The sequence below is a fragment of the Pedobacter boryungensis genome, assembly GCF_013204825.1.
Lineage (GTDB): Bacteria > Bacteroidota > Bacteroidia > Sphingobacteriales > Sphingobacteriaceae > Pedobacter > Pedobacter boryungensis.
Genome location: NZ_JABMKV010000002.1, coordinates 692,885 through 717,822 on the forward strand (window position 1 = coordinate 692,885; position 24,938 = coordinate 717,822).

A 24,938-nucleotide genomic window follows, 5' to 3' on the forward strand; every position below is an offset into this window, starting at 1 on the left:
ATTACTGGTTGTTCTTGAAAAACTCAATATACCTATTTAAAAGTTCTCTGTTCTTAATTTTGTCGAAGTTCTCTTTACTAATATAAAAACCTTTATAAGTAGTAGCGGGAACTTTCATGATTTTTGTTAGTTGTGGCGTAATACTTTCTGCATAAGTTTTCACCTCATCTAAGGATGCAAAAGTACCTACAAAAATTAATTGATCTTCATCAAGTTCTAATAATTGATGTTTTAATGCTGTACCAGCATAATTACCTCTATTAAATTGACCAATACCAAAACGAGATGAACTTACACTCAAGCTCATATCATTAACGCTAACTACGTAATAATATATATTTGATTCTGCTTTGCTGAAAAGATTATCTACAGGTTTAACGGTTGGCTCATTTTTAATTTCTTGGGATTTTGTGTTAACTGGTACACTTGGAGTAGTGATTGCAACTGGCGTAGTAACTGGAGTAATAGGCTTAATTACTTCAGGTTCTGGTTTAGTTAAAGTAGTTTCTGGTTTATTTACTACGACAACTGTATTTTCTCGTTGCGAAATAAAGCGAGGTTCAGTCGGATCAAAATCGATTAATGCAATTTTTCTTGCTTTAAATGCTGGTAAATTAGCTTGGATGTAGTTTATATGATCCAAAACGAGTGGATTGATCAATTTATCATCTGGATATTTAGTGATAATAGTATTAAATGCAATTAATAAACTATCTACATTTTGTGTGCGACCAATGGCGATTGCTTTTAAATAATCATATTGTGCTTGTAATGAATTCCCTGGAAATCGCTGATTAGTTTCGTTTACCGCTGCAATTACTGTAGGAAAATCTTTTTGCTCATAGCGATCAAAAATGGTATTGTAAATTTTATTTATTTCTAAATCTAAAGCATTTTGTTTAGCCGAAAAATTAGGGTCTACTATTGTCTTTGCATAGACCGAATTCGGATAAATAGCTAATACCTTGTTTTTATATAGGTCCGATTTAGCTTGATCTGTTTTTGCATAAACAAGATATAAGCTATAATAAACTGCTTCTAGATGATTGTTTTGAGGATATCTAGACAATAGTTCTTCGTAAACTTTAGCTGCTTCTTCTTCATCTTGCAGAACCTGTTGGTAAAAGCCTGCAATTTCAAAATAGGCATCTATTATTTTTTGGTCAGATTTAACCATTTGATCTGCTGTTAAAGGCAGTAGAGCTGTATATTCTTTAATTCGTGATTCTTTATCTGCATTTGCAGCAAGCATATTTGTAGAATTATTCGAATTATCAATAATAGCCGACTGATTTTGCTGATTAACCTGAGCAGATGATTTTACACTTTGTCTCCAATTATCCTCTAAACTTCTATTTCCCCAACGCTTTTTGAAATCGGTAAAACCTCTACTAATTGCATTAGTGTTGCTAAAATAAAACTTATCGCTATTTTGCGTTTTTGTAGGGTCATCAAATTTTACAACTTTACCATTATCAATTGTTTTTGTAGTGTTATTAACTTCTTTTTTAGGTTCAAATAATTCGTTTAGTTTCTTTTCACGAGCCTGTTCTGGTAAATGAGCTATAAATTGCAATGTATCTTCATCTGCAATTAATTGGTAGCGTTTAGTTAAATACTCTAAATTTTCTGCTTTTTTCAATATGCCTTCATAACCCTGATAATTTTTAGGCAAAGTAGTTACTGCACTATCATAATATAGCTTGGCATTCACATAGTTGCTTAGATTTTTAAAGTTAAGGTCGGCAAGTTTTAAATACGATAATCCCTTTTGATATTGATTTGTTATACTTTTTTGAGCAGATAATTTATAATACTCCTCTGCTTTTTTATACTCCTTATCTGAGAAATAATCTTCAGCTACCTCATAATAAATCTGATCAGTATAATCGAAATTTTTATCATCCTTTAATAATTTAAGCAATTGCTGTTTACGATTGGAAGTTTGAGAATTCAAAATGTCATTAATACGAATTTTACTCAGCTTTGCGTTAAAATACATTTCAAAAGGTGCGTTGCTATTCTCAACCTTAGTATAATTACGTAAGCTGGCATCGTATTCTTTATTATATTCATAGAGTTGAGCTAAAATGTAAGGCCATCTAGTTCTACTTTGTATTTTATTAGTTTCTTTTATCGCTTGCTCTAAATAGCTAGTGGCCCCTTTGTAATCTTGCTGATAAATATTCATTTGTGCTAGCGTAGCTAATGGTTCAGCTTTTTCACTTTTAACCGAATCTAATGTTGCTTTAACGGTATCTAACGTAAGTTCAGCTTTTTCATAATTATTCAGTTGCATTAAACTACGAGCTTTCCATGTCATAGCACTTAAAAAAACATTTTTATTGCTTCTATAAGTTTTGGCAGTATAATCAAAATATTCTACGGCAGTAAAATAGTTGCCTTTATAGAAATTTGTTTTACCTAAAAGGATGTACGCTTCGTCTATATAATTACTAAAGTTTTTTTCGCTAATAATTGTTTGCGCCTTTTGCGTAATCTCATCTAATGATTTAACATTACTAGGAGTAGTTGAAATATTTAGATAATCAGACGTTTCGGGAGCAATATAAACAGCTAAAAAATTATCATAATTATCTTTGTAAGTTTGAGAAAGATCATCCTGATAAGTTGTTAATAAAACATTTGAGTTATAAATATAGTTATAACGAGCAGAGAGGTTTTGTAGACTTCTGTTTGTTGCATTATCTTTTTGCGTAGAGCAACCAATAATGGCTATGCTTAAGCATGAGAAGATAATTTTTGCACTTAGTTTTGCGTAGTTGTTCAAGGAATTTAAGAATTGCGTATAACTTTACAAGATAACAGAATGTATGCAAAAATATTTTATTTGCTCTTAAATTTTTAATATTTGAGCTTATATTTTTAAAGGAGACGACTTATTATGGCAAACTTTGGAAATAATGATGAAGGTAAACAGGTTAGTAATTTCGCCAAATATACAGGTATAGCATTTCAGATGTTAGCAACAATCGGCGTATTTGCTTTTGTAGGGTATAAAATTGATGAGCATAGTGGGAGCACCAAATCAATTTATACCGCAATGCTAGGTTTGTTAGGTGTTATTATATCTTTATATATGGTAATTAGATCTTTAACTAAAAAGTAAACCAAATTTAGTCTGTAAAGAATAAAGTCAACACTTTTTCCGAATTGCTTAATAGTTCTACAATCTCAGCCAAATATCAATGCATTCTTCTACCTTTGCATAAAATTTAAGGGTTTGAGTTTACAACGTTTTATTCTATACTTCGTCTTATATACGGTGATGTTAGCTGGTATAGCCCTGGCAATGCCGTTAATTTTTCCTACTGTCAAACTATTAACCAATAAATTTTGGCTAGTTTTTGGCTTTTTAGGCGGGATCACTTTTATCGCCTACATTGTGGCTTTTTTGGGGATTAAACGAAATCCAGAAACAGGCATTTTAGCCATTATGGGGTCGATCGCTATAAAGATGCTTTTTTCTATGGCTTTCGTACTGATTTACAGTCTAAACCATAAAGGAAAGGACGTTGTTTTTGTGTTGAATTTTTTTTCTTTATATTTATTGTTCACCTTCTTTGAAATATACTGTTTGTTACGTAACTTGCGCCACCAAAATAAATAGTAAAAATCTGCGAGTAAATGGATTGTAGCCACGTTTTTGAGTTTAAGTTTAATAGGTTAATTGTTGTTTTTACGCTTTTTTCGATGTTTTTGTTGGTTTCTCTTGGTGCAAAAGCACAAGTAGATACTCTACATAAAGTTGAAGAGACACATGGTGAAACGGCGGAAAAGAAAAAGTTTGAGATTGGTAAATTTGCCCTGCATCACATTGCTGATTCGCATAGCTGGCATGTAATTGGTGAAACCTATATTGGATTGCCAATTGTTCTATTTGCTGATGGAAAAGTTGTGACTTTTAATGATAATGATTTTAATCATGATAATGATGCAAAAGTTGTAGTTGAAAAAGACGGACAACGTTTTGTGAAAATGCATGAGAAAATTTATTTTGCATCTGCAACTGCAAATGAGCACGGTCAGTATGTAGAGCTGAATGAAAAACATCACCCAGAGAATAAACGTCCTTTAGATTTCTCATTGACTAAAAATACTTGCACTTTGTTGCTTTCGGTAGTTTTATTATTAGTGGTTTTTATTAGTGTAGGTAATAGCTATAAAAAACGCCATGGTAAATCTCCTAAGGGATTACAATCATGGGTAGAGCCAATCATTCTTTTTGTACGTGACGATATTGCTAAGCCAAACTTGGGTCATAAATATGAGCGTTTTATGCCTTATTTATTAACGGTTTTCTTTTTTATCTGGTTTAACAACATGTTGGGCTTGGTTCCATTTTTACCAGGAGGTGCAAATTTAACAGGTAATATTGCGGTAACTATGGTGTTAGCAGTAATCACTTTCTTGGTTACGGTATTTAATGGAAACAAGCACTATTGGAAACATATTTTCTGGATGCCGGGCGTACCAGTGCCAATGAAAATCTTTTTAATGCCTTTAGAGTTGATCGGTATTTTTACCAAACCAATTGCATTGATGATACGATTATTTGCGAACATTACTGCAGGTCACATTTTGGTGCTATCATTAATTTGCTTAATCTTCGTATTTAACAGTATTTGGGTGTCTGCAGCTTCTATTCCGTTTGCAATATTTATTGGCGGTATAGAGCTTATGGTTGCATTTATCCAAGCATTTATATTTACTATTCTATCTGCCTTATTTATTGGTATGGCAGTAGAAGAACACCATTAATTTTAATATTTTTTAAACAATTTAATATATAAAATCATGATTACAGGAAGTATTGCTGCAGTAGGTGCGGGATTAGCTGCGATTGGCGCTGGTCTAGGTATCGGTCGTATTGGTGGTTCTGCTATGGACGGTATTGCTCGTCAACCAGAAGCTGCCTCAAAAATTCAAACTGCGATGTTGATCGCTGCTGCCTTCGTTGAGGCTGTTGCGTTATTCGCGGTTGTTGTTGCTTTAATGTAATAACAAAAAGTAAGTGCCTTGCAAAAGATTGTTTTGTAAGGCGCTTATTTATTCAATGAACACAAAAAAATTATAATATATACTGAAATGGATTTATTAATACCTGAAGTTGGTTTAGTTGTATTTCAAACAATAGCTTTTTTATTGTTAATGTTTCTTTTGGGCAAATTTGCTTGGAAACCAGTAATGGCTGCCATTAAAGAACGTGAGCAATTCATTGATGATTCTTTGAATAAAGCAGAATTAGCTAATCAAGAAATGGCTAGATTGGCAGCTCAAAATGAAGATTTGATGAAACAAGCTCGTGCTGAGCGTGATGAAATTCTGAAAGAGGCTAAAAAACTAAAAGATAATATTGTTAATGAAGCTAAAACATCTGCTCAAACAGAAGGTGCTAAATTGATTGAAAAAGCTCGTATTGAGATTGAAAATCAAAAGAAAGCAGCATTGGCTGAATTAAAAGGTCAGGTTTCTACTTTATCATTAGATATTGCTGAACGGGTTTTACGCAGTCAGTTAGATGATAAAGCAAAACAACAGGATTTGGTTAACAGCCTGTTAAAAGATGTTGAATTAAACTAAGTTATTAAAGTATAAAGTTAAAAGTCAAAATAAATCATTTGAACTTTAACTTAAACTCAAAGATATGTCAAGTAAAGCAGCAAGCAGATATGCAAAATCGTTAATTGATCTTTCTACAGAGCAAAATGCGCTAGAAGAAATGAAAAACGATATGGTGTTATTTGAGGAAATTGTAGATAACAATAGTGAACTAGAAGCTATTTTAAAAAACCCAATTGTTCCTTTAGATAAGAAACTTGGGATTTTAAATAATGTTTTTGGTGGCAAGGTTCATAAAATTACTGAAAGCTTTTTAAAGCTTGTTGTAAATAAAGGTCGTGCTGCGATATTGTTTGAAACTTCTAAACAATTTATTAGCCAATATCAATTAATTAAAGGAATTGTTACTGCTGAGGTAACATCTGCTATTGCATTAATTGATGCGACTAGAGCTGAAATAGTAAGCTTAGTTAAAAGGGAAGTAGGTGCTAAAGAGGTGATTATTAAAGAAAAAGTTGACGAAAAGTTAATTGGTGGTTTTATTTTAAAAGTTGGCGATAAGCAGTTTGATGCTAGTATAGCTAGTGGTTTAAATAAACTGAAAAAGGAATTTGCACAAGGTATAGCTTAATTGCTATAAAAAGCAAGCGAAGTAATACTAACGCTAATATATAAACCCGATTGACAGCGATAGCTCTTGAGCTGAAAGCTAAAGACTACAGCAGAAAGCGGGACTAGAATAACAAAAGAGTACAAGATTTATATTTTCAAAAAGAAATCAAAAATAAAATTATGGTAGAGGTAAGACCAGACGAAGTTTCGGCAATTATCAGACAACAATTGTCAGGCTTTAAATCGGAAGCTGAATTGGAAGAAGTTGGTACCGTTTTACAAGTGGGTGATGGTATTGCTCGTGTTTACGGTTTAACTAAAGTTCAAAGTGGTGAGCTAGTTGAATTTGCAAACGGATTGCAAGGTATCGTTTTAAACCTTGAAGAAGATAACGTTGGTGTGGTTTTATTAGGCCCATCAGACGAGATTAAAGAAGGTGATACTATTAAACGTACCAAAAAAATTGCTTCTATTAAAGTTGGTGAAGGTATGTTAGGTCGTGTTGTTAACACACTTGGTGAGCCTATTGACGGTAAAGGGCCAATTTTAGGCGAGACTTACGAAATGCCTTTGGAGCGTAAAGCACCAGGTGTAATTTATCGTCAGCCAGTTACTGAACCTTTACAAACAGGTATTAAAGCAATTGATGCAATGATTCCAATCGGTCGTGGTCAACGTGAGTTGGTTATTGGTGATCGTCAAATTGGTAAAACTGCAGTTTGTATCGATACCATTATCAATCAGAAAGAGTTTTATGATGCAGGAAATCCTGTGTTCTGTATATATGTAGCTTGTGGACAAAAAGCAAGTACAGTAGCGAACGTGGTACGTACATTAGAAGAAAATGGTGCAATGCCTTACACTGTAGTTGTTGCTGCATCTGCTGCTGAACCTGCTCCATTACAGTTTTACGCTCCATTTGCAGGTGCTGCAATTGGTGAGTTTTTCCGTGATACTGGTCGTCCAGCATTAATTGTTTATGATGATTTATCTAAACAAGCAGTTGCTTACCGTGAGGTGTCATTATTATTACGTCGTCCACCGGGTCGTGAGGCTTATCCAGGTGATGTGTTTTATTTGCACAGTCGTTTATTAGAACGTGCTGCAAAAATCAACGCAAACGATGAGATTGCTAAGAACATGAATGATTTACCAGAATCGTTAAAGGGAATTGTTAAAGGTGGTGGTTCATTAACTGCTTTACCAATTATCGAAACTCAAGCTGGTGACGTTTCTGCATATATTCCAACTAACGTAATCTCAATTACTGATGGTCAGATTTTCTTAGAGTCGAATTTATTCAACTCTGGTGTACGCCCGGCAATTAACGTAGGTATTTCGGTATCACGTGTAGGTGGTAATGCACAAATTAAATCAATGAAAAAAGTAGCTGGTACGTTAAAATTAGATCAGGCTCAATACCGTGAGTTAGAGGCTTTCTCTAAATTCGGTTCTGATTTAGATGCGGCTACTAAATCTGTTTTAGATAAAGGTGCTCGTAACGTAGAGATGTTGAAACAAGCTCAATTCTCTCCATTTACTGTTGAGAAACAAGTTGCGATTGTTTATTTGGGTACTAAAAACTTAATGCGTTCGGTTCCTGTAAACAAAGTAAAAGAATTTGAAGCGGAGTTTTTACAAGCACTAGAATTACGTCATCCAGAAGCTTTAGCTTCTTTAAAAGCTGGTAAGTTAGATGATGCAATTGAAGTGTTAGAAAGAGTTGCAAAAGAGATTTCAAGTAAATACTAAGAAGTTTAAAGTTGAAAGTAGAGAGTTTAAGCTTTTTACTTTTAACTTCAGACTTTACACTTATAAAGAATGGCTAATTTAAAAGAAGTAAGAATTCGTATATCATCGGTACAATCTACCCAGCAGATTACAAAAGCTATGAAAATGGTTTCGGCTGCGAAGTTAAAACGTGCTACCAATGCTATTGTAGCTTTACGCCCTTATGCTACTAAATTGAAAGAGATTTTAGGAAATCTTTCTGCCAGTTTAGAAGGTGCTTCATCTCCTTTTAGTCAGGAACGTGAGCCGAATAAGGTATTAATTGTTGTAGTATCATCAAACCGTGGTTTGGCTGGTGCTTTTAACATGAATGTAATTAAAACTGCGAATATTTTAATTGCCGAAAAATATAGCGAACAGCTTAAAAATGGTAATGTAAGTATAGTTGCTATTGGTAAAAAAGCGCAAGATTTTTACGAAAAACGTAATTATAAAGTAGTTGGAAACAATAACGAAGTTTACTCGGCTTTAACATTCGAAAACGTAACTAAAATTACCGATGCTATTATGGCTGGTTTTGAAAAGGAAGAGTTTGATAGAGTAGAATTGGTTTATAACCGTTTTAAAAATGCTGCAGTGCAGATTTTAACTACTGAACAATTATTACCACTACCTAAAGCAGAAACGAATGACGCAGTAAAAGCATCGAACGTTGATTACATTTTAGAGCCAAATCAAGAAGAAATTGTAAAACAGTTGATTCCTAAATCGATTAAAACACAATTATATAAAGCAGTATTAGATTCTCACGCTTCTGAACATGGTGCTCGTATGACATCAATGGATAAAGCAACAGAAAATGCTGGTGACTTGATTAAATCATTAAAATTAGCGTATAACCAAGCTCGTCAGGCGGCAATTACAACGGAGTTGACAGAGATTGTGAGCGGTGCAGCAGCATTGAACGGGTAATTACATTAATTAGTTGTTTATATCTTCATTTAAACTAAGCCCTTTATCCGTTAGATAAAGGGCTTTAGGCTAAAATAAAGTCTTAATTTTATTAAATTTTTATATCTTTATTATTAAGCGTTTTAAAATTTACTCTACCTACACTTGTAGGTAGTTTGTATTGAAGAGCTATAGGGTACTTACTTTGTTGTTTCCGAATTTGATCTATCCTTAATAGATCAAAGCTTTTTAATTGTAAAGTTTATCTTCTATATAAGATTATTAACTTAATTTAATTATATGAAAAATATATCTATATTATTTTTAGTTGTTTTCTTATTTGCATGTAAAGATGAAAATAATACTCCTATTGAAAGTTCAAAACCTTATGACTTGGAAGTAGTGTCTTCGACTCTAACCTCAATTAAGATATCATGGAAGGATTTAACATCAGTGTCAGGTTTCAATGTATATAGAAAAACAGGTAGTTCTAATTATGTAAAGATTACATCAATTGCCTTTCCAATTAAAAGCTATTCTGATACTCAATTAACCCCTGGTACATTATATACCTATAAAGTTACTGCTGTTACTGCTGACGGAGCGGAAAGTTTGCCAACAAACGAATTAACAGTTTCAACTGTAATAAACACTGTGATAACTGGCTTTAGTATTCCATCAAAGAATTTTGGTGATGCTCCTTTTAGTATTTTACCTCCAATAAGCAATAGTCCTGAGCCTTTCTTTTATATTTCAGGAAATGAAAATGTGGCGAAGATTTTGGGTAATGTTATTACCATTATTGGCCCCGGTTCATCTATAATATCGGTTAATCAGAAAGCTACTAGTAATTATAGCATAGGAACAATTTCTACTATATTTACAGTTAATGGAGCCTCTCCAACCTTAAGTAATTTTATTGTAGTTACTAAGTTCAACTACGATCCAACAAGATTTCCAGAAGAAATTATTCCTCCAACTAGCAACAGTACCGGGAAATTCTCGTACACAAGTAGCGATACATCAATTGCTTCAATTGGCACACTACAATGTGGACTTGGCTGTTCCATACCTACTTTAGAAATAAAAAAAGCAGGTACTGTTACGATAACTGCTAATCAAGCTGCTCAAGGCGCCTATTCATCTGGAACAATTTCCAAAACGATTACGCTTACAAATTAAGTTTGCTGTTGTAAATTACTTCTATAAAGCATTAATCTATTAGCTTTGTTATAAATTAAATGAAGTAATATGAAGAAGTTGTTTTTTATAAGCGTTTTTTATCTATTGTCTGCTTTATCGTTTGCTCAAAAAAGCCCTGAAAGAGATTATACAAATGCAGTTTTATGGCAACAGTACAGTGGTGAATATAGAGCCTTATCTTTTCAGGCTTATAATTTTGCTCGTTTATCCTTAAAGGAAGCACTGTGGAATCAGGCGAATGCCAAACCGAATTGTGTAATTGTAGATGCTGATGAAACCATTTTAGATAATTCTGCTTTCCAAGGGCATGAAATGAAAAATGGAGTAAGTTATGTACAAAAGGATTGGACGCAATGGACTTCTTTAGCACAGGCTGATACAGTTCCTGGGGCTTTAGCATTTTTGAAATTTGCAGCTAGTAAAAATGTAGAAACTTTTTATGTAACTAATAGAGAAGCCGCGGATCATGATGGCACATTAAAGAACCTGCAAAAATTTGGATTTCCTTATGCCGATGAAGCGCATTTATTGTTAAAAACTACTACATCAGATAAAGAACCACGGAGACAAAAAATACTTGAAAAATATAATATCTTATTGTTGTGTGGAGATAATTTGAGCGATTTTTCAAACGTGTTTTATCGCGAAGGAAAAGATACAAAAGAGCAAGTTAATCTATTGCAAAACCTATTTGGAACTCGCTTTATAGTATTACCAAATCCTATGTATGGGGATTGGGAAAAGCTATTGTACAAGGGTGATAAATTAAATGAAGCGGATAAAGCAAAACAAAGATTTAATCAGCTGAAAAGTTATTAAAATGTATGCTGATTTTACCTAATTAATATTATTTTTGTAGCAGAAAAATTTTTAAAAGAAAAACGATGGAACAATTTGAAGAAAGAGAACAAAGCATGAAGTCTGCTAATCAAGTTTCGATATATAAATCATTACTAGTTGGAATTTTAATTGGAGTTGTGGGTGTTTTTGGCCGCTTTGCCTTTGATTCAATGGCACTTTCAATTGCATGTTGGGTTATCTTATTAATTGGTACAATCTGGAGCTTTAAAGCTGTTTTTAAGATTTTAGACGCAAAATAAATAGACTATTTTATATGTATTAATCCTCTTTGGTAATAACCGGAGAGGATTTTTTATTGGGTATTATTTCTGTTACTCATAAGAATTTAAGGTTACTTCTGCATCCTATTGGCATTAAGCAATACCGGCCGGTACAAATAAATTAAACAAATTTTAATGCTGAAATTGCTATGGGCGAACCCTATCAATTGGCACTAGAGTTTGACACCTTAAACAATAGAAATAATGAAAAGATATTTATTTTGTGTCGCTATTATCATAGCTATGTTTGGCTGCAACTCTGAGAAGAAAAATGATTATGCCAGCTCAGAAAATTTAGTAGTATCTGATACTACAGCATCTGTTGATACAACTTCGATTGCAAAAATCATAAAGACTGCAGATATGCGGTTTCGTGTTAAAGATGTCCAAGGAACAAAGGAACAGTTAAGTGCCAGTATAAAAGCACGAGGAGGAACAATTGCTGAATTTTCTATCGAAAGCTCAATTCAAGAGCGTGATAAAGTAAAATACAGTGTAGATTCATTGAAAGAAATCACCTCTTGTCGTAAAGAAGGATTTGTCATTGCAAAAATTCCTTCAGAAAAATTGGATGATTTTACAAACTCGGTTGCAAAAATGGCTGTGTTTGTTGATCATCAAGCGATGAAGATGGATGATCAGAGTATCGCATATTTGGCTAATAAGCTGAAAGCTCAAAACAGAGTTGATGCAATGAATGCTATCAATAAAACCGCAACTAGAAAAGGAAATAACATAGAAACATCATTGTATATTAAAGATGATTATGTTGATAAGAAAATAGAAAATATGAGCATAGATAATCGTGTAAGGTATAGTACAATTACCCTTAATTTTTATCAAGACAATACTGTAAATGCCATAATTGTTGGGAATGACAATTTATATGATTATCGTCCTGGTTTTTTTCAACGTTTAGGTTTAAATATAATTGATGGTTGGATATATTTTAAGGAGTTTTTGTTGGGGTTATCACGCTTATGGGCAATAATTGCTCTAGGTCTTGTAATATTTTTTGGAGTTAGATATTTAATTAGAAAGCGAAAAGTCTAATCATTTTATGATGAAGTAATCTTAGAGATAGGGTTACTTCATCATAATTTACATCAATAATGCGAAGTTTTTATTTCACTCTTTTCTTATTATCCTTTACAAAAGCATCCCAACCAGAATAAGATTTGCCTGTGTTTGATGTATTAATTTTTTGAAACGAATGACAAACTGCAACAGCTAGACCATCGGTAGCATCTAAAAATTCTGGAGTTTCATGAAAGCCTAATAATCGTTGTAACATGGCAGCAACTTGCTCTTTACTTGCAGTTCCTTTACCTGTTATAGATTGTTTAATTTTTCGAGGAGCATATTCGGTAACCGAGATATTTCTTGATAAAGCAGCAGCCATTGCAATTCCTTGAGCTCTGCCAAGTTTTAACATTACTTGAATGTTTTTACCATAAAAAGGAGCTTCAATAGCTAATACATCTGGTTTATATTCGTCAATTAATGCAATTGTTTTTTCGAAAATGCGTTGAAGTTTTAAAAAGTGATCATCTAAATGATTCATTTTTACAATGCCCATGCCAAGCAATTCAATTTTATTTCCCTTTTCTAACACGATACCGTAACCCATAATGGCTGTACCTGGGTCGATACCCATGATAACTCGTTCCTTTTTTTCAACCAACATACAACAATATTAAGCATATTTGCACAATCAAAAAGCAAAAATTTGACACCTCAATACAAAAAAATATTTTCCATCAGTATTAAAATCGCGATTGTAGTTTTTGCATTTTGGTTTATCTATGTAAAACTTATTGCTAATAACGACTTAAAGAAATTTATATCATTATTAAATGCAATGCCTAGATTTCAAATCTGGACAATACTTTCTATTGTTGTTGCTCTAATGCTTTTAAATTGGGGTTTAGAAGCTGTAAAATGGAAAAGATTAATTAAACAAGTCGAACCAATTAATATATGGCTGGCTATAGAATCAGTTTTTTGCGGATTAACTTGGGCCGTTTTTACCCCGAATCGATTGGGAGAATATGGCGGTAGAGTATTTTTTCTTTCCCCAAAAAGAAGGATAGTTGGAGTGGTAGCGATGGCAGTAGGTAATATTGGTCAGCTAGTATTAACCAACTTTTTTGGAGCAATTGCTGTGTGTATTTTTATTTACAGATTTACGCCAATAGATCATCGCTTGTTTTTGGCGGTTTGTGCAATAGCTATGGGTTTTTGCTTGTTTTTTATCATTTTCTTCTTCAACATTAAATGGTTAAATGGCATTTTGTTATCCATGCGTTTTACAAGAAAATATAAAAAATTCTATTCTATTTTGGCTCGTTATAAAAAAGCAGAATTATTAAAAATTTTACTTTTTTGTTTTGCCCGTTATTTAGTTTTTAGCACTCAATATTTCATCATGTTTTTATGGCTTATTCCAGAGCTTCATTTCTTAGACATCATGATGCTTGTGAGTATTTTATTTTTTGTCCAATCGTCATTACCCTCGTTAGATTTACTAGATATCGGCATTAGAAGTGTTACAGCATTATTTTTCTTTAAGTTTGTAACACAGCAAAATACAGCAGTTGTAGCATGTATTGCAAGTATTTGGCTCATCAATATTATAATTCCTGCTATATTAGGGTCGTATTTTGTTTTTAAACTCAATTTCTTTGGAAGTAATCAGCGGACTTAGTTATTTTACCATTTTCTTAACCCTAATTTATGTGCTTGTAGTTGGCACATTTATAAGAGGCTGGACAAGAATTATTCTGTATAAACGAAATGATAAAGTTGCAAAAACAAAAGTTTCGATATTAATCGCTGCTCGTAATGAAGAAGATAAAATAGGAAAAACTATTAATGATCTTTTAGCTCAAGATTATGATAAAAGTCTCACAGAAATTATTGTAATAGATGATCATTCTACTGACAAAACTGCTCAAATCATAGCCTCTTATTCAGATCAAGGTATAAAACTAATACAACTCAATGAGGCGAATGCTTTAAACTCTTATAAGAAAAAGGCAATACAAACTGCTATAGGTGAAGCAACCGGTGCACTTATTATTACTACAGATGCAGACTGCAGAATGGGCCCAAATTGGTTAAAGACCATTGTTAATTATTATGAAACTAATAATTACAAGATGATTTCGGCTCCTGTAGCATATTTTGAAGAAAAAAGTTTTTTTGAAAGAATACAGACTTTAGAATTTTCTTATTTGATTGGATTAGGCGCCTCAACTATTGGTAATAATAATCCAAGTACCTGTAATGGTGCAAATCTGGCTTACGAACGAAAAGCATTTTTTGACGTTGGTGGTTTTAAAGGTATCGATGATTTAGCATCTGGAGATGATGAGTTATTACTACACAAAATGGCTGCTCTTTATGAAGGAAAAATTGGGTTTTTAAAAAATAAAGACGCCATAGTTTACACTCATGCCAAGCCTACATTAATTGAATTTATACAACAACGAAAACGTTGGGCATCAAAAAGCACTCGCTATAAAGACAAATTAGTTATTGTATTGGGCATAAGTATTTGGTTATTTAATCTCAGTATTATTATAAATGCGCTATTAGCTATTGTTTTTCCTGCTGGAGAAAGTTTATGGTTTTTACTTTTTCAATTAATTTGTAAAATTGGAATAGAATTGATTTTTTTAAATAATGTAACCAACTTCTTTAAACGGAAACAATTGTTAGTTTTACTACCAATAATGAATATTCTGCATATTATTTACTTCGTTTATATTGGTATTGCTGGTAACTTTGGTAAATACAATTGGAAAGACCGAATGGTTAAATAGGTAAGATGAATACTAACAGCCCTTCAGAGAAAATATGGAATAGATTTAAACGCAATAAACTTGCGTTTGGCGGATTGATATTTATCATTTTATTAATGGTGATGGGTATTTTAGGTTATTTAATTACACCAGATCAAACTCCTTATGCTAACACGATGCATTTGCAGATTGCTAATAAAAAACCAGGTAGATCTTTCAATTTCCTAATCATTAGCAGAAATAACAGTATTAAAAAGGTTAACCTTTTTGAGAAAATGTTGTACGGACAGGAAGCTAATTTTAAAAGCATACCCATAACTTCTTATCGACAGGTTGGCGTTAAAGTTTATGCCAGAGAGTATATAGGCGATGATGAACAGGCAGAAGAAATTGCTTATCCTCTAGTTTCTGGTGCAAATCGTTACGCACAAACCTTTTATTTAGGTACAGATATTTACGGAAGAGATTTACTGAGTAGATTAATTTTAGGTATTCGAGTTTCGCTTTCAGTAGGTTTAATGGCGGTATTAATCTCCCTATTTATTGGCGTTACCTTAGGTGCAATTGCTGGTTATTTTGGCGGTAAAACCGATGCAAGTATCAGTTGGTTTATGAATGTAATTTGGGCATTACCTTCCTTATTGCTCGTTATTGCTATTTCTTTTGCATTAGGCAAGGGCTTTTGGCAAATATTCATCGCCGTTGGTTTATCTACATGGGTAGATGTTGCACGTTTAGTGCGAGGACAGGTGATGGCATTAAAGGAAGTAGAATTTGTAGAAGCTGCCAAAGCATTGGGTTTTTCTACAAGTCGCACCATTGCAAAACATATTTTACCTAATATAGCCGGACCAATTTTAGTTGTCGCATCAGCCAACTTTGCATCAGCCATTCTATTAGAAACCGGATTAAGCTTTTTAGGTTTTGGTGCACAACCCCCAATGCCAAGTTGGGGTACCATGATAAAAGAACACTACGGCTACATTATTATGGATGCAGCCTATTTAGCTATTTTACCTGGTTTGGCAATTATGCTTACGGTTTATGCGTTTAATTTATTAGCGATTGGTTTGCGAGATGCTTTTGATGTAAAAGGTCAGAATACTTCTGTTTGAGTAAAGCCAATCATCTATCTCATGAATCTGTTTAATCTATTTTTTAACTTTGTGTAGTGTTATTAAACTGTTACCATTTAGAACTAATTGAAGCCGGGTGCGATGAAGCTGGGAGAGGGTGTCTAGCCGGTCCAGTGTTTGCTGCCGCCGTAATTTTGCGTAAAGATTTCTATTTAGAGGGATTAAATGATTCGAAACAATTAACACACGAGCAACGTGACCAGCTTAGACCTATTATTGAAAGAGAGGCATTGTCTTGGGCTGTTGCAGCAGTTGATCATGAAGAAATAGATCGAATTAATATATTGAATGCATCTTTTTTAGCTATGCACAGGGCGATAGAAAAATTGATGATTATTCCGCAACATTTGATTATTGATGGGAATAGGTTTAAGGCTTTTTCAGATATTCCGCATTGTTGTATTGTAAAAGGTGATGGAAAATACCTTAACATAGCTGCGGCTTCAATTTTAGCAAAAACACATCGCGATGAATATATGGCCAACCTTCATTCGGAATATCCAATGTATAATTGGAAACAAAATAAAGGATATCCAACCATTGAGCATCGAAAAGCTGTTATTGAAACTGGCTTGTCGCCATATCACCGTAAAACTTTTAATGTAAGCGACCCTCAAACCAGTCTTTCTTTTGAAGCAATGGTATAATTCGTAGATTTATGGTGTGAAAGTACTCATTTTAACAAATCGTGTTCCTTTTCCACCAAATAGTGGTTATCCAATTGTGGTGTATAACACCATTAAAGGTTTGTTAAACTTAAACGTAGATGTTTCATTATTTAGCATTAATGCCTCAAAACATAGGGTTGATGTTGATGATATTTACGATCCTGTATTTGAGAAAATCAACTTTCATTCGTTTAATGTAGATACGGAAGTAAATATTTGGGGTGCTTTTTTTAACATTTTCTCTAATCAATCTTATAATGTTTCTCGTTTTTATGATGAAGATGCGGCTAAGCTTTTAGAGAATGTTTTGCGTGAACATGAGTTCGATATTATTCAGTTTGAGGGCTTATTTGTTGTTCCTTATTTAGATCTTGTTAAGGAGTATAGTAAAGCAAAGCTGATTTATAGGGCGCATAATATAGAGTTTGATGTGTGGGAACGTTTAGCTGCTAGGGAACAATTTACTCCTCGAAGAAAATATTTGGAGTTTTTATCTAGAAGGTTAAAGGTTTACGAAACTGAACAAATTAATCGTTTTCATCAGGTGTTTGCTATTAGTGATCCTGATAGACAAAATATTTTAAAATTGGGTTGTCAGACGCGATTAGATGTTTTTCCGGTAGCGATAGATGTAGAAAAATACCTAGTTGATATTAAGAAAACGAGTTTCCCAACGTTGTTCCATTTAGGTGCAATGGATTGGCGGCCAAATAAGGAAGGATTAGAGTGGTTTTTGGATGAAATTTGGCCAGATATAGAAAAACTGAGTGGTGAATTGCGCTTTTATATTGCTGGCAAACATATGCAAAAGCAATTTTTCGACTATGATTCGGATAATTTAATTGTTGAGGGAGAGGTTTTTGATGCAGTTGAGTTTATGAATTCCAAGGCGATTATGATTGTGCCTTTGTTGTCTGGTAGTGGAATGCGGGTGAAAATTATAGAGGGGATGGCAATGCAAAAGTGTATTATCGCTACCACTATGGCTGCCGAAGGGATTAACTGTATGCATGGAAAGGATATTTTAATTGCCGATACTCCTGATGAATTTTACCGTTCGATTTTACAATGCATTACTCAGCCTAACCGTTGGAGGGAAATTGGTAAGCATGCTCGCAAAACTGCTGAGAGAGACCATGATATTAATGGTAATGCAAAACGGATGCTTGACATTTATGAAATTTTGGTTAGTAACCTCAGTCGATAATTAAATCCTGATTTTATTAGAGATGTCGTCATTGCGAGGCACGAATCAATCTTAAAGAGATAGGTTATAAACTTTCTCACGTTGTAGGATTGCTTCGTGCCTCGCAATGACGATATGCCTAGGCATAATGCGCCAATCCTGTTTATGGATTGGCTTTTTTTATGTCGCTTATAGTTTGGGTTATTTCTTTTATTTGTTTAAAAGGCATGGAAGCTAGTAATTCTTGCACATTGCTTTGAACTTGGGCTCTTTTGAGGTTAAATAGTGGGTGATTTTCTGGGTAGATTTGATCTTTGTCTGGTGACCAGACTAGGAGGTCGTTAGGTTCGCAGATTAAGAGTTTACAAAGTAACTCTATGTGATCTAGTCTAAGAACACGAGGTTTTCCTTGTATTAGATCTGTAGCGGAATGTCTGGAAATGCCTGCTTTAACTAAATAAGTGTAAGGTCTTTCGATACCTCTGGCCTTTAAAACAGGGCCTACATTTAATGATAACATACGATTTGTTTTAAAATAGCAATACATTTTACTATTAGTAATGTATATGTTAGTTATCATGATTACTACTAAACTAATAATAGTTGCTGGGATGATTAGTTTTAAATATACTATTTTAAAATTGTAATTGCTATTGGTTTTTTTATAGGTACAGTTGATTTAAGTTGGGTTGCAGTTGACTTATGTGGGGTTATAAGTGATTTATACAGAATTGCAGTTAATACCTACGGAGCTGTAGTTAATTTCTATGGAATTGAAGTTGACATCTATGGGTATGAAGTTAATTTAAATGGGGTTGAAGTTGATTTATACTGGGTATAAGTTGTGTTATGCTGGGGCAAAGTTGATAAAAGTGGGGAATAAGTAGGTTGTTTTTAGTTTTACTATAATTTTTGGCTTATCTAGGCTTATTGTTAACACTCAATGTCTTAACGAAGCTGATTTTTATAAGCTGTGGCAATGTTATTGTTTTTTGTGCTAGCGCAAAAGTTTGTAGCTGATTGGCTGTTTCTTTTGGATAGGCCGTGGCACTTTGCTTGCCTCGGCTCTTGACAGCCGAAGGGTCAATTCACTTTTTCCTTGATGAAAAAGTAACCAAAAAATCAAGGCTGTGTATCATCTCTCGGATTAAGCTAACCAAACTTTTTTTGGGGCGACAGAAAAAGGTTTCGATGAAGGATCGAAACTGCTTTCTGTCTTGGGTAGTGGTTTGTGAATGTTGGTGGTGAAGTTTGATTGCTTTCTCCTTCGGGATGCTACAAGGCCGTATGACGTTCTTGGGATTAGGCTGTGGTTTAGGAGGGGGTGCATGGGTCGTTAGCATGACGAAACCGTGCGTTAAGTTCTGATTAGACGTTTGAATTAAAGAGCCTAGTATAATTATTAAGACCTTATGTACGTTTAAAACCAATAACATTGTTATTTGAAACTCTTCCAAGTGCTCTATTTTTCAAATCTTCAAACTCTTCATTTGTAATTGCATTTCTATCTTTTAGCCAAACAAGGTTTTGAAGTTGAGGTTCAATGGGAAAGTCGTGATCAATATTTCCATATTTCTCTTTTATGTATCTATTTATTTGCACAGATAATTCTTCGATAAATTCGGTTACGGTTTCTTTATTTGGTGAATTTTCAAATAGAATTACAAATTGTTGAAGACTTTGTTTATTTGCTGCTGGAATTAATATTTCTCTTCTTCTACCAACATAAGCAGAAAACCCCATGATTATTGTAAATAAGAAAAGTATAGTAAGCGCCCCATAGGTAAATTCTGTATCATCTTTTAAAAGAAGAGCCACAAAGTTTACGAATAAAACAATTGTCATAATCGGAGTTAAGATAAGTGGTATCCAGCTTGTTTCTTGTTGCTTTAATAATCTTTGTGGATATATATCTTCATAAGGTACTGTAACCTCACTACCATTTTTTAAACTATTCACACGATAAATAAGTCCATGCTCTGCGAATTCGCACTCTCGTGTAATGAATAATCGCCTTTGTTTTAAAATTTTATTTTGCATTAGTTTTAAGTGATGTAGTTAGGCATTTCGAAGATATAAAATATTGCGGATGAAATTTGTATTTCGGTTTGCAACAGAAGTTATTAGTACGATATTCGTCTTCTAAACCCGATAGTAATGGGCACGAGCGTAGCGAAGTAAAACGGATAGCGGGGCTGGTGTTGCTATGAAAGAGTGACTTTCGTTTTCAAATTTTACTTTACTGTGCTTAGGCTCTGCATGGCTGATGTTTGAAATTTACAGGTTAGAGGTCCTTCGCTGCGCTCTGGAGGACAAGAGCAAGCTCTGGATGATAAAATAGTCTAAAAAGATTGGGCTATTCTTAGTATTTTTGGGCATCAATATTTATATAAATGAAGAATACTGCATTAACAGAGAAACATATTTCATTAGGTGCTAAGATGGTTCCTTTTGCTGGTTACAACATGCCTGTACAATATGAGGGCATTAATATAGAGCATGCAACGGTTAGAAATGGGGTTGGTGTTTTTGATGTGAGCCACATGGGTGAGTTTATTTTAAAGGGTGAGGGTGCTTTGGATTTGATACAACGTGTTACGAGTAATGATGCGTCGAAATTGCATGATGGTAAGGTGCAATATTCTTGCTTGCCAAATGAGGATGGTGGTATTGTTGATGATTTATTGGTGTACCGTATTGATGATAAAACCTATATGTTGGTTGTGAATGCGAGTAATATTGATAAGGATTGGGAGTGGATTATGAAGTATAATACTGCTAATGTTGAAATGCATAACATTTCTGACAAGACTTCTTTATTGGCTGTTCAAGGCCCGAAAGCGGCAGATGCTTTACAGAGTTTAACGTATTTGGATTTGGCTTCGATGGAGTATTATACTTTTAAGAAGGGCACTTTTGCTGGGATTGAGAATGTGGTGGTTTCTGCTACGGGTTATACTGGTGCTGGTGGTTTTGAGATTTATTTTGATAATGAGCACGCGGATAAAATGTGGGATGCCATTTTTGCAGCTGGTGCTGAGTTTGGTATTAAACCGATTGGTTTGGCTGCTCGTGATACGTTGCGTTTGGAAATGGGTTTCTGTTTGTATGGTAATGATATTGATGATACAACATCACCAATTGAAGCTGGTTTGGGTTGGATTACTAAATTCACTAAATCGTTTACTAATTCTGAGGCTTTGTTAGCTCAAAAGGAAGCTGGTGTTACGCGTAAGTTAATTGGCTTTGAAATGATTGATAGAGGTATTCCACGTCATGATTACCAAATTATGGATGCTGACGGGAATGTGATTGGTAAGGTTACTTCGGGTACGCAATCTCCTTCGTTGCAAAAGGCAATTGGAATGGGTTATATAACTAAGGAGTTTGCTAAGGAGGGTACAGAAATCTTTATCGACATTAGAAATAGCAAAATAAAAGCTAAAGTTGTTAAGTTTCCATTTTATAAATAGATTTTTAGTAGTTAGTATTTAGTAATTAGACATGGTTCTAGCATTAAATACTACCTATTTTGCATTAAAAATATGGCTAGAACTATTGAAGTCTGCTTAACTCCTGCTCTGCTTAACTTATATGCTATTGAAGATAGTATTGTTGTTGTTATTGATATACTTAGGGCAACATCGTCGATTACTTATGGGATAGATAATGGTGCAGAGGCTATTATTCCGGTGGCTAATGTTGAAGAGTGTTTGGCTTATGCTGATAAGGGTTTTCTATTAGCTGCTGAGCGCAATGGTGAGGTTGTTGAGGGATATGATTTCGGAAATTCGCCATTTTCTTATACTAAGGAAAAGGTTGGTGGTAAAACGGTGGTGCTGACGACTACAAATGGTACTAAGGCTATGCATATGGCACGGGAAAGGGCTTATCAGGTTGTGGTTGGCTCTTTTTTAAATATTACTGCTTTATGTGATTGGCTAAAAACCCAGGATAAAAATGTGTTGTTGCTTTGTGCTGGTTGGAAAGATAATTTCAATTTAGAGGATACTTTGTTTGCGGGTGCTGTGGTAAATGTTTTGCGCAATGATTTTAAGCATAGTGATGATGCTTGCGTTGTTGCAGAGGATATGTATTTAATGGCTAAGGATGATTTGAGAACTTATTTGCATAAATCGTCGCACAGTCATAGATTGGCGGCCTTGAATATTGAGGAAGATGTACAATTTTGTTTAAAACTTGATGTTTGTAAAGCTATTCCGGTTTTGCGAGGGGATAGGTTGGTGGCTTTAACACTCTAGCTTTTTAAATATTTAGGTGTTTATTAACTCCTGGAAACTCTCACTGGTTTTGATTGTCTTTAACGCTTCTTCGTAAGCTACCCAATAAATGCTTTCAGCTTTTTTCATATCGAATGTGCTAATTTCTCCCATCCCTTTGGGTTCGATGAGCAAATCGCAAAACTTAGCTTTACGCTCCATATCGTGATTAATGGACATTATCCCCGCTCGTTGCATTAAGTTAGAGATCTTGGTGATTTTATCTACTGGTTTTAAATGATTGCATGATGAACCGATAATGTAATCGCAGTTGTTAAGCAAAGGCTCTACTGGGAAGTTGTTTAAAATACCTCCATCTACAAACATTTGGTTCTCGATCATGATTGGTCTAAAAATACCAGGGATGCAACTTGATGCTAGTATTGCTCTTATTAATGGACCTTTTGTGAAATAAACTAGGTTTCCTTCGCTAAAGTTAGTGGCGCAAATTGTTAAGGGAATTTTGAGGTCTTCTATTTTATCGTGAGGGAAATGTTCGGTTAACACATCTCTCATATTTTCGATGTTAATTAAACCTAAAGAGCCTATAGCGGGGCGGATAAATCGTAAAAGTTTAGTTCGCATGAAAATATTTAAGCCTTCTTCTGGATCTATACCGGCAGCATAGAAAGCGCCTGCAATGGAACCTGCACTTGTACCACTTACATGACTGAATTTGATGCCAGCATTGATAAAAGCTTTTAAAATTCCTAAATGTGCAATACCTCTAATGCCTCCTCCAGATAATACAATTCCGATTTTCTTTTTTGGTTTTTTTTCTGTCATTGGTTTATTGGTGTCATTAGTTCACTGGTGTCAATTGTTTATTAGTTACATTATTTAACAAGCTTGGTATACAGATGGTAACTTGGAAATGTTAACTGAAAACTGTTTACTGAGTTTCTTTAGGTTTATATTTGGCTTTGGTTAATATTTTTTGAGCGTCTGTTTCGGCCATTAATTGTTGTAGGGTGATAGTTGGATTTTCTGTCATGTACTTTCTTACAATTTGCCAACCTAGCCAAACGCCTAATTTTGGCGCTGATGATCTTTTTTCTCCTAAGCCAGGTGTAAATGGACCATCAGTTAAAAATGTTTGTATTTTTTGATTATCGCTTTGATACAATAAATCATTTTCTAAAAAGAAACCCCAAATGTTGCCTTCGTAATTTTTACACCATGCTAATTGTTTTCCTGTGTAGCCAATTTTAACTGTGTCGGCTGTGGTTTCTGGTAAAATTTGATCCATGAAGTAGAGAATTTTACCGTTATAGATCATTTTTGCTAACAAGGTTTGATCTTCATCACGCTCTGGAAATAGTTCTTCCCTCGCATATACTTCGGATACTCTGGGTACAATGTATTGTGGTTCAAATCTTCTGGATTGGTACATAGGAATGCTTTGTACAATAGCGCCGTAAAATTTACTGTCTCTGCCTAAAAACATATCTAAACCAATACTCATGTAATCATCGCCAGTTGTAATTTGGTATGCAAAGCCAGATAAATGAGAAATAAAGTGAGGAACTTTTGCTTTGGGATAATAATATTTGATGTACTTAAAACTCTGGGTCAAATCTTTTTCTACAGAATTTAAATTCGGATAAACGCTATCTACTTCATTATTTAAATCTGTATAAGCTTGATCTTTGTATAAACCCATTAAAACATCTTTTCCGGTTAAATTGGGATTTCCTACCATTCTGTGTATAAAATCATCATAAAAGAAACCGTATTTCTGCTTTAATAAATTATCGGTTTGTTGTACATCTTTATTTTTACCTCGATATAAGTCTTGATCAAACCGTTGTATTTTTATATCCAACTTGATGTTGCTGATATCTGGTTTTTTATCCTGCTTGCAAGAAAAAATTAGCACTACACAGAGAAAAAATAGATAAATTTGTGCCGAAGGCATCCCTTTTGAAAGATGTTTTACGTTATACCTCATGAATAACAAATATAACCACAAGTAACATGAAAAAAACAGTAACCGCAATACTATTCCTATTTTTTACATTGAATCTTTATGCTCAACAAAATGCTGCACCTTATTATGGTTTTAGGCTTGGGTTAACTGCACATCCAAACTTTGGTTATATAAAGGCCGAAAATGGCAAAGGCAATGGTGTAAGTTTGGGTTTTTCGTACGGCTTAATTGGTGATTTTAATTTTGCTGAGAACTATAGCTTTTCTACCGGAATAACGATTACCACTATTAATGGAAAAAGCACAGAAATAGATGCTTTACCTTATTATGCCAAGGTGAGTAGCACAACACCTGTAAGTTATGATTTGAAGTATAAAATGCAGTATGTTGAAGTTCCGTTAACTATTAAATTAAAAACAGACAATATTGGTAATATCCGGTGGTTTGGTCAGTTTGGTTTATCGAATGATATCAAAATAGGTGCTAAACAAGATGCAGAATCAAATGGAACTGAATTAGCAGACGATATAAATTCATCAGACTGGACACGATTTTACAGAGCAGGATTAATTATTGGCGGTGGTGCAGAATTTAATGTGAATGGCAAAACTAGTATTATGACAGGAATTACGTTAAATAATGGTTTTACTAATATCTCGACTGGGAAAAACAATATCCGTAATCATTATGTTGCTTTAAATTTAGGCGTATTCTTTTAGTAAATTACTCTA

Annotated in this window: 26 protein-coding genes; 20 read left to right on the forward strand and 6 right to left on the reverse strand. The window is 33.9% G+C overall.

The features are described from left to right. Window position 1: 1 nt before the first annotated feature. A complete protein-coding gene (gene porW / locus HQN85_RS09595; protein ID WP_173271614.1) occupies window positions 2-2,791 on the reverse strand; it encodes a type IX secretion system periplasmic lipoprotein PorW/SprE in 2,790 nt (929 codons plus the stop codon). Window positions 2,792-2,905: 114 nt separating this feature from the next. Between porW and HQN85_RS09600 the strand changes: the two genes are divergently transcribed. The 12 genes from HQN85_RS09600 to HQN85_RS09655 all read left to right on the forward strand — a co-directional run bounded on the left by HQN85_RS09600 (window position 2,906) and on the right by HQN85_RS09655 (window position 12,254). Then, entirely contained in the window at window positions 2,906-3,130 is a 225-nt protein-coding gene (locus HQN85_RS09600) for an AtpZ/AtpI family protein (protein ID WP_173271616.1), read from the forward strand. A 159-nt stretch (window positions 3,131-3,289) separates the two neighbouring features. Then, window positions 3,290-3,631, forward strand: coding sequence for a hypothetical protein (locus tag HQN85_RS09605; protein ID WP_246249711.1), 342 nt, complete (start codon window positions 3,290-3,292; stop codon window positions 3,629-3,631). Window positions 3,632-3,648: 17 nt separating this feature from the next. Beyond that, a complete protein-coding gene (gene atpB, locus HQN85_RS09610; protein ID WP_173271620.1) occupies window positions 3,649-4,782 on the forward strand; it encodes a F0F1 ATP synthase subunit A in 1,134 nt (377 codons plus the stop codon). A 39-nt stretch (window positions 4,783-4,821) separates the two neighbouring features. Then, window positions 4,822-5,022, forward strand: a complete 201-nt coding sequence (gene atpE / locus HQN85_RS09615) for an ATP synthase F0 subunit C (protein WP_055132568.1) — start codon at window positions 4,822-4,824, stop codon at window positions 5,020-5,022. Between the two features lie 87 nt (window positions 5,023-5,109). Further along, window positions 5,110-5,604, forward strand: coding sequence for a F0F1 ATP synthase subunit B (gene atpF / locus HQN85_RS09620; RefSeq protein WP_173271621.1), 495 nt, complete (start codon window positions 5,110-5,112; stop codon window positions 5,602-5,604). 64 nt (window positions 5,605-5,668) lie between these two features. Continuing rightward, the gene (gene atpH / locus HQN85_RS09625; RefSeq protein ID WP_173271622.1) at window positions 5,669-6,214 is read left to right on the forward strand and encodes an ATP synthase F1 subunit delta; all 546 of its coding nucleotides are present in this window, start codon (window positions 5,669-5,671) and stop codon (window positions 6,212-6,214) included. A gap of 161 nt (window positions 6,215-6,375) precedes the next feature. Further along, entirely contained in the window at window positions 6,376-7,947 is a 1,572-nt protein-coding gene (gene atpA / locus HQN85_RS09630) for a F0F1 ATP synthase subunit alpha (protein ID WP_173271623.1), read from the forward strand. A 69-nt stretch (window positions 7,948-8,016) separates the two neighbouring features. Beyond that, window positions 8,017-8,898, forward strand: a complete 882-nt coding sequence (gene atpG / locus HQN85_RS09635) for an ATP synthase F1 subunit gamma (RefSeq protein ID WP_173271624.1) — start codon at window positions 8,017-8,019, stop codon at window positions 8,896-8,898. Between the two features lie 279 nt (window positions 8,899-9,177). After that, window positions 9,178-10,059, forward strand: a complete 882-nt coding sequence (locus tag HQN85_RS09640) for a fibronectin type III domain-containing protein (RefSeq protein WP_173271625.1) — start codon at window positions 9,178-9,180, stop codon at window positions 10,057-10,059. Between the two features lie 69 nt (window positions 10,060-10,128). Beyond that, window positions 10,129-10,899, forward strand: coding sequence for a 5'-nucleotidase, lipoprotein e(P4) family (locus tag HQN85_RS09645; RefSeq protein ID WP_173271626.1), 771 nt, complete (start codon window positions 10,129-10,131; stop codon window positions 10,897-10,899). A gap of 65 nt (window positions 10,900-10,964) precedes the next feature. Beyond that, window positions 10,965-11,180: a hypothetical protein gene (locus HQN85_RS09650; protein ID WP_173271628.1), complete on the forward strand. Its 216-nt coding sequence runs from the start codon at window positions 10,965-10,967 to the stop codon at window positions 11,178-11,180. A 225-nt stretch (window positions 11,181-11,405) separates the two neighbouring features. Next, window positions 11,406-12,254: a DUF4349 domain-containing protein gene (locus HQN85_RS09655; protein WP_246249712.1), complete on the forward strand. Its 849-nt coding sequence runs from the start codon at window positions 11,406-11,408 to the stop codon at window positions 12,252-12,254. 70 nt (window positions 12,255-12,324) lie between these two features. On the opposite strand, the gene ruvC is transcribed toward HQN85_RS09655, so the two are convergent. Further along, on the reverse strand, window positions 12,325-12,888 hold the full coding sequence (gene ruvC / locus HQN85_RS09660) for a crossover junction endodeoxyribonuclease RuvC (protein WP_173271629.1): 564 nt from the start codon (window positions 12,886-12,888) through the stop codon (window positions 12,325-12,327). A 42-nt stretch (window positions 12,889-12,930) separates the two neighbouring features. Here ruvC and HQN85_RS09665 point away from each other — a divergent pair, with 42 nt between their 5' ends. Genes HQN85_RS09665 through HQN85_RS15885 form a run of 5 tightly spaced genes read left to right on the forward strand, consistent with a single transcriptional unit; the run spans window position 12,931 to window position 18,018 of the window. Then, window positions 12,931-13,908, forward strand: coding sequence for a lysylphosphatidylglycerol synthase domain-containing protein (locus HQN85_RS09665; protein WP_173271631.1), 978 nt, complete (start codon window positions 12,931-12,933; stop codon window positions 13,906-13,908). Next, window positions 13,886-15,028, forward strand: coding sequence for a glycosyltransferase family 2 protein (locus HQN85_RS09670; protein ID WP_173271633.1), 1,143 nt, complete (start codon window positions 13,886-13,888; stop codon window positions 15,026-15,028). The genes HQN85_RS09665 and HQN85_RS09670 overlap by 23 nt, the downstream gene beginning before the upstream one ends. Window positions 15,029-15,033: 5 nt before the next feature. Continuing rightward, the gene (locus HQN85_RS09675; RefSeq protein WP_173271634.1) at window positions 15,034-16,122 is read left to right on the forward strand and encodes an ABC transporter permease; all 1,089 of its coding nucleotides are present in this window, start codon (window positions 15,034-15,036) and stop codon (window positions 16,120-16,122) included. Between the two features lie 56 nt (window positions 16,123-16,178). After that, entirely contained in the window at window positions 16,179-16,790 is a 612-nt protein-coding gene (locus tag HQN85_RS09680; RefSeq protein ID WP_173271636.1) for a ribonuclease HII, read from the forward strand. 16 nt (window positions 16,791-16,806) lie between these two features. After that, window positions 16,807-18,018, forward strand: coding sequence for a glycosyltransferase family 4 protein (locus HQN85_RS15885; protein ID WP_173271638.1), 1,212 nt, complete (start codon window positions 16,807-16,809; stop codon window positions 18,016-18,018). Between the two features lie 142 nt (window positions 18,019-18,160). Here the strand turns inward: HQN85_RS15885 and HQN85_RS09690 are convergent, their stop codons facing one another. Continuing rightward, complete coding sequence (locus tag HQN85_RS09690; protein WP_173271639.1) at window positions 18,161-18,517, reverse strand: helix-turn-helix domain-containing protein; 357 nt, start codon at window positions 18,515-18,517, stop codon at window positions 18,161-18,163. Window positions 18,518-19,407: 890 nt separating this feature from the next. Next, window positions 19,408-20,037: a hypothetical protein gene (locus HQN85_RS09695; RefSeq protein ID WP_173271641.1), complete on the reverse strand. Its 630-nt coding sequence runs from the start codon at window positions 20,035-20,037 to the stop codon at window positions 19,408-19,410. Between the two features lie 353 nt (window positions 20,038-20,390). Here HQN85_RS09695 and gcvT point away from each other — a divergent pair, with 353 nt between their 5' ends. Continuing rightward, window positions 20,391-21,470, forward strand: coding sequence for a glycine cleavage system aminomethyltransferase GcvT (gcvT, locus tag HQN85_RS09700; protein ID WP_173271643.1), 1,080 nt, complete (start codon window positions 20,391-20,393; stop codon window positions 21,468-21,470). A gap of 72 nt (window positions 21,471-21,542) precedes the next feature. After that, on the forward strand, window positions 21,543-22,259 hold the full coding sequence (locus tag HQN85_RS09705; protein WP_173271645.1) for a 2-phosphosulfolactate phosphatase: 717 nt from the start codon (window positions 21,543-21,545) through the stop codon (window positions 22,257-22,259). 12 nt (window positions 22,260-22,271) lie between these two features. On the opposite strand, the gene HQN85_RS09710 is transcribed toward HQN85_RS09705, so the two are convergent. Then, complete coding sequence (locus HQN85_RS09710) at window positions 22,272-23,063, reverse strand: patatin-like phospholipase family protein (RefSeq protein ID WP_173271646.1); 792 nt, start codon at window positions 23,061-23,063, stop codon at window positions 22,272-22,274. Between the two features lie 106 nt (window positions 23,064-23,169). Further along, window positions 23,170-24,228, reverse strand: coding sequence for a gliding motility lipoprotein GldB (gldB, locus tag HQN85_RS09715; protein WP_246249713.1), 1,059 nt, complete (start codon window positions 24,226-24,228; stop codon window positions 23,170-23,172). 26 nt (window positions 24,229-24,254) lie between these two features. Here gldB and HQN85_RS09720 point away from each other — a divergent pair, with 26 nt between their 5' ends. Further along, window positions 24,255-24,926 carry a porin family protein gene (locus tag HQN85_RS09720; protein ID WP_173271648.1) on the forward strand — a complete coding sequence of 224 codons (672 nt, stop codon included), beginning with the start codon at window positions 24,255-24,257 and terminating at the stop codon, window positions 24,924-24,926. The last annotated feature ends 12 nt before the right edge of the window (window positions 24,927-24,938 follow it).

Excerpts from the sequence above, each read along its gene's own strand:
- HQN85_RS09600 (WP_173271616.1), top strand. The coding sequence starts at position 2,906 with ATGGCAAACTTTGGAAATAATGATGAAGGTAAACAGGTTAGTAATTTC.
- HQN85_RS09605 (WP_246249711.1), top strand. The coding sequence starts at position 3,290 with ATGTTAGCTGGTATAGCCCTGGCAATGCCGTTAATTTTTCCTACTGTC.
- atpB (WP_173271620.1), top strand. The coding sequence starts at position 3,649 with ATGGATTGTAGCCACGTTTTTGAGTTTAAGTTTAATAGGTTAATTGTT.
- atpF (WP_173271621.1), top strand. The coding sequence starts at position 5,110 with ATGGATTTATTAATACCTGAAGTTGGTTTAGTTGTATTTCAAACAATA.
- atpH (WP_173271622.1), top strand. The coding sequence starts at position 5,669 with ATGTCAAGTAAAGCAGCAAGCAGATATGCAAAATCGTTAATTGATCTT.
- atpA (WP_173271623.1), top strand. The coding sequence starts at position 6,376 with ATGGTAGAGGTAAGACCAGACGAAGTTTCGGCAATTATCAGACAACAA.
- atpG (WP_173271624.1), top strand. The coding sequence starts at position 8,017 with ATGGCTAATTTAAAAGAAGTAAGAATTCGTATATCATCGGTACAATCT.
- HQN85_RS09640 (WP_173271625.1), top strand. The coding sequence starts at position 9,178 with ATGAAAAATATATCTATATTATTTTTAGTTGTTTTCTTATTTGCATGT.
- HQN85_RS09645 (WP_173271626.1), top strand. The coding sequence starts at position 10,129 with ATGAAGAAGTTGTTTTTTATAAGCGTTTTTTATCTATTGTCTGCTTTA.
- HQN85_RS09650 (WP_173271628.1), top strand. The coding sequence starts at position 10,965 with ATGGAACAATTTGAAGAAAGAGAACAAAGCATGAAGTCTGCTAATCAA.
- HQN85_RS09655 (WP_246249712.1), top strand. The coding sequence starts at position 11,406 with ATGAAAAGATATTTATTTTGTGTCGCTATTATCATAGCTATGTTTGGC.
- ruvC (WP_173271629.1), bottom strand. The coding sequence starts at position 12,888 with ATGTTGGTTGAAAAAAAGGAACGAGTTATCATGGGTATCGACCCAGGT.
- HQN85_RS09675 (WP_173271634.1), top strand. The coding sequence starts at position 15,034 with ATGAATACTAACAGCCCTTCAGAGAAAATATGGAATAGATTTAAACGC.
- HQN85_RS09690 (WP_173271639.1), bottom strand. The coding sequence starts at position 18,517 with ATGTTATCATTAAATGTAGGCCCTGTTTTAAAGGCCAGAGGTATCGAA.
- HQN85_RS09695 (WP_173271641.1), bottom strand. The coding sequence starts at position 20,037 with ATGCAAAATAAAATTTTAAAACAAAGGCGATTATTCATTACACGAGAG.
- gcvT (WP_173271643.1), top strand. The coding sequence starts at position 20,391 with ATGAAGAATACTGCATTAACAGAGAAACATATTTCATTAGGTGCTAAG.
- HQN85_RS09705 (WP_173271645.1), top strand. The coding sequence starts at position 21,543 with ATGGCTAGAACTATTGAAGTCTGCTTAACTCCTGCTCTGCTTAACTTA.
- HQN85_RS09710 (WP_173271646.1), bottom strand. The coding sequence starts at position 23,063 with ATGACAGAAAAAAAACCAAAAAAGAAAATCGGAATTGTATTATCTGGA.
- gldB (WP_246249713.1), bottom strand. The coding sequence starts at position 24,228 with ATGAGGTATAACGTAAAACATCTTTCAAAAGGGATGCCTTCGGCACAA.
- HQN85_RS09720 (WP_173271648.1), top strand. The coding sequence starts at position 24,255 with ATGAAAAAAACAGTAACCGCAATACTATTCCTATTTTTTACATTGAAT.